The sequence below is a fragment of the Prevotella pallens ATCC 700821 genome (assembly GCF_000220255.1).
GTDB lineage: Bacteria > Bacteroidota > Bacteroidia > Bacteroidales > Bacteroidaceae > Prevotella > Prevotella pallens.
The window spans coordinates 933,283-937,509 of sequence record NZ_GL982513.1; the positions used below are offsets into that span (position 1 = coordinate 933,283).

The 4,227-nt window shown below is 27.6% G+C and carries 5 protein-coding genes; 2 read left to right on the top strand and 3 right to left on the bottom strand.

The features are described from left to right. Nucleotides 1-1,295 precede the first annotated feature (1,295 nt). Complete coding sequence (locus HMPREF9144_RS03485) at nt 1,296-2,312, top strand: hypothetical protein (RefSeq protein ID WP_006044485.1); 1,017 nt, start codon at nt 1,296-1,298, stop codon at nt 2,310-2,312. Nucleotides 2,313-2,405: 93 nt separating this feature from the next. Here HMPREF9144_RS03485 and HMPREF9144_RS03490 read toward each other — a convergent pair whose 3' ends face one another. From HMPREF9144_RS03490 to HMPREF9144_RS03500, 3 genes are all read right to left on the bottom strand, one after another. Then, nucleotides 2,406-2,627: a hypothetical protein gene (locus HMPREF9144_RS03490; protein ID WP_006044486.1), complete on the bottom strand. Its 222-nt coding sequence runs from the start codon at nt 2,625-2,627 to the stop codon at nt 2,406-2,408. Between the two features lie 179 nt (nt 2,628-2,806). Beyond that, nucleotides 2,807-3,415, bottom strand: coding sequence for a hypothetical protein (locus tag HMPREF9144_RS03495; protein WP_006044487.1), 609 nt, complete (start codon nt 3,413-3,415; stop codon nt 2,807-2,809). A 153-nt stretch (nt 3,416-3,568) separates the two neighbouring features. Further along, nucleotides 3,569-3,940, bottom strand: coding sequence for a hypothetical protein (locus HMPREF9144_RS03500; RefSeq protein WP_006044488.1), 372 nt, complete (start codon nt 3,938-3,940; stop codon nt 3,569-3,571). 101 nt (nt 3,941-4,041) lie between these two features. Between HMPREF9144_RS03500 and HMPREF9144_RS13680 the strand changes: the two genes are divergently transcribed. After that, the coding region (locus HMPREF9144_RS13680; RefSeq protein WP_006044489.1) for a hypothetical protein at nt 4,042-4,227 on the top strand (186 nt) is incomplete at its 3' end.

The window sequence follows — 4,227 nt, forward strand, 5'->3', positions numbered from 1 at the left end:
TATTTTCTACTGGTTATTTACTCCTATTAAATGTATTTATAGTTCTAATTATAATTAAATTTATAATGGATATGGGCAATAATTTGTGTCTTTTTATTCATTTTTATTTTCATTTTTCTTTCTTTGTGTTGTTTATGTTTTCTGTATATATATTTATAAATCTTATAATATTTCGTTTAAAGCTTTTGGCGTTGTAGGGAATAATTCTTTTTATTCAACTTAATAAAGATAGAAAAATATAACATAGCGAATTGCTATAAGTGAATATTTAGACTGTAAAAAAAATATTCTACTTAATTTCTCATTAAATGTAAGATTGATTTTTTTGCTGTAAAAAAATATAAACTTATTCGATTTTATATTTTGTATTTGTGTTTATAGGCTATGAGATAAAATAAGTAGTGATTTTACAGCAATGATAAGTTTGTTATTGTGATAGAATAGTATATTTTAATAAATATCAAATTGGATTATCAGGCGTAATATCATTATTTCTCGTTATTACTATAATATATATAATGCTATCTCTCGTTTTCTTGTATAATTTTAATAGCTCTCTAACCTCTATATTCTGTTCTGTTTTATTGTAAAACAATCAATATGTTCGGCAATCTAACGGTATTTTATATGAAGTTAATGGTTAATTGCAAATAAAATTTTGTAGAAATAAATTCTTCTTTTTTTGATTTATATCATAAAATGGCTATAAAATAGGTTGTATATAAGTGGAAATGGTTTTAATTGTGTCGTAAAAGATAGGTTTTTATTAACTTTGTGCTATAATTTAGGATAATAGCAAATAAAAAACTGTGAAGCAGTATATTGTTTAAACATAAAAAAGAAAGGATTGATTATGATAACAGCATTATTAGCAACAACAGCATTTGTAGTATCAACATTGATGACAGCATTCGAAGAGCAATAAAAATAAGAATGTTTATGTTATTAATATCCTAGTATATTTAAAAATTCAATTTTACGAGGATATGAAATAACAAAACAACAATAAACAAATAAGGTAAATTCTGAAATGTTTCTTGACCAACTTTGGTTGGATAAAGAAATATTTTAGGATTTTTCTTTTTATAACTGGCTATTCTTTATTAATTGAAAGACAAAACTAAAAAAATAAATTACATAAATGTTCCATTTTGAAAGCCTACTTAATAAAAGTAAAAATGCAGTCTTTATTTTGTTATAAAAAAACTTTTGGCTATTTTTGTCCCCTATAAACAACAATAGCCAGACAATGGGTATCTATAAAAGAAACCACAATTGTTTTTTAGGTCTTTAAAATGAAAAGATTAATAACGCTTATATTTATTTTATATGCTTTTGTGATTGTAATGGCGCAATCGCAACAAACTTATCAACCATATTTTCAAAAAGGACAATGCGTAAATTATGAATATTCATATAAAGTTATTTGTAGAAATATAGCAGATGGAAAAACAAATAACACTATAAATGGCTACCAATTGTTGCAAGCCGACAATATGAATAACATTTTTGAAAGGGCAAAACCAGGAGAAGTTTACGACAATGCTTTCTCTCTGCGGTTAATAGAAGCTACAAACTATACTTATACTATGGAGCTTGATATTACAAAGCCTTGTAACATAACAAAAGTAGTAACCGAACAAGAACGTAAAATTATAGAAGCTGTAACTAAAGCTTTTCAAAATGTAAAGCCAATTATTACTTTTCCAAAAGATATGAGCAGCTTGATAATTAACAATAAACGCGAGCTGATAAAAGAAATTGGACTAAACCTATGGAAAACAGTAGCAAACAATACACAAGTGGTAGAAGAATTAAACAACGATGTTCCTACTTTAGACGAAACTGTACGCCAAACTATGGAACAGTTTGGAGAAGGTAATGCACTTTTCGATGAATTAGATATTATTTGCCCAGGATTTAAAACATTTACGCTTGCTTATTGTCAGCCTTTTGTATTAGGACAATTTGTTTCTGGTCCACCACTTGATGGTAAAAATAAAGACGAAGTTTACCAAAAAGAATCAGCTTCAATTAGTAAAAAGGGTGAGTTAGACTTTGCTAGTTCTACAGATTTTTTTCGTTTAGCAAATATTCCACTCGATACAATAACGACATCTGGTAATAATAGTGATGCTTATTTCATAAAAGATTTACCACAATATACAACCGAAGACGATGTTTTATGCACAATTGAAATAAACATTCAAAGTAATTCAGATACGTGGGTAAATCATTATAGAGCAAGTTCAATGGCACGTTTCGAAAATGCTATTTGGACTGGCATAGAAGATTTAAAGCGTACGAAGTAAATGCAGCTATTATTTCCCTAAAAAGTATAGAATATGTTTTCATTATAAGCTTTTTTAGTGAGAAATTTAGGCTAAAAAAGTTTACCTCTCTTTTCATTTAAACTCATTATAAATAAACTTGCATGCATCATTTTCTGTTTTGAAAGATGCAAGTTCGTTTTGATTACCACGTTCGTCTATATATAATACTTTCCAGATATTATAGTTTTTTACTAATACAATAGTATTCCAAGTGGCTACAGAGCCTTCTAACGAATATTTATTGGGAGAAATTCCCATAGACTGTAGCTGTTTAGACAATTCAACTTTATTCATTTTGTTTCTTTCAATAAAAATAGTTTGTTGTTTTCTATCTATTCTTTCCGTTTCTCAAAATGTTTATTCAAATTGTTTGCTAACAACATCAAGTTTACGAGTATAGTTTAGATAGAATCTATAACATTTAGCCTAAACTTGTTTATGTAGCTATGTTTATTAATTATTCTTCTGAAGTTCTACACCTCTTTTTGTTTTAATAAACTAATGGTTTTTAAATAATCAACCCTGCTATATTCGCTTAACTCATTAGAACTGATTTGCGATTTTAGAGTTTCTATAATTTTCTTTAGAATATCTGAAGGAATATGCTCGTTAGAACTAAGCAGCTTTTTTACTTCTCTATGAAAGTTTACTATTGATTTCTTTTTAGGAGAAATTAAAGGCATTGATAGCAAATATTCCCATTTATCTTCCCATGTGCTAAATTGAGGAAATGAACTTATATTCAACGACACATAGTAATTAACTTTCTTGTCCTTTGTGGCTTCCACGAACAAATTAAATATTTCAGAAGAAGGGTTTGGCATATAACGACACACAATATAACCCAAACTTGAAATAACGTTTATGCTAATTTTTTGATTGGTATGAAACACTTTACCTATTTCTACAATATTCTCAATTAAAATATTATTGGTAAAAATGGGAGCGTAGTTTAAAGAAAACTCTTTTCTTGGAAATTTCTCAAACTCGTATATCAGTATTTGCAATTCTGTTTCATCGTAACATTTCCAATTGCACAATTTATCCTTAAGTTCTTCTAAAGTTTCAATATTCTCTTTCATAAACTAATTTTTAATCATCGTTGTTATCAATCAAATATTTTTTCTTTGCCTATTCTCATATTACCAACAATATTCTTTTCTTTCAATGCATGTTAAGCATTTTTGTTATGAAACTATGTTCGGGAGTAACTTCAAAATATATGCAAAGTGTGGCTAACTATTTTGGAAAACCTCAATCAACTTACCAATGTCTGTATCTTTTTTAAAATAGATGTGGTTTATAAAATCCTCATCGTAAAGCATAATATCTGCATTGTCTGGCATAAAACTTCTTACCCAAAGGGCAAAAGAGCAACACAAGTCTATAGAATCTGTGTCAATGCACACACAATTCAGCGTGTTGTCAAGCATACCATCTATAAAATGATTATCTTCTTTTATAGTCCATTCATAACAATAATGTCTTTTTATATCTGTTATCTCATTCAGTTCAATTACATTATATTTTTCTTGTAATTCTAAAATAAATTCTTGCCTATTTATTTTCCATTCAGCCCTTTTTTCAGGCGATACCAATGCTTTCATATTTCATTGTATGTTCTTATTTCGTATTTTCCTCTAATGCAAACTTCTCCTTCAATACCTTTTTATTTTTCAGTATCTATGATTATTTTCAACCCTTCCGAATGGGGTTCATTAGCAAAAAAGCTTTTAAATTGTATGTTGTTAAACCAAAGTGTACAGCTGCAAATATAGTTATAAATATTGATATCACCAACACTTCAAAGAAAAATGAGTCTGTTCAAAAAGGAAGGGGATTACAGAGAAGAAAATTCTTATTATATTCCACCAAAAATATAATTATAAATTTA

Coding starts and splice junctions, on each gene's coding strand:
- HMPREF9144_RS03485 (WP_006044485.1), top strand. CDS start 1,296: ATGAAAAGATTAATAACGCTTATATTTATTTTATATGCTTTTGTGATT.
- HMPREF9144_RS03490 (WP_006044486.1), bottom strand. CDS start 2,627: ATGAATAAAGTTGAATTGTCTAAACAGCTACAGTCTATGGGAATTTCT.
- HMPREF9144_RS03495 (WP_006044487.1), bottom strand. CDS start 3,415: ATGAAAGAGAATATTGAAACTTTAGAAGAACTTAAGGATAAATTGTGC.
- HMPREF9144_RS03500 (WP_006044488.1), bottom strand. CDS start 3,940: ATGAAAGCATTGGTATCGCCTGAAAAAAGGGCTGAATGGAAAATAAAT.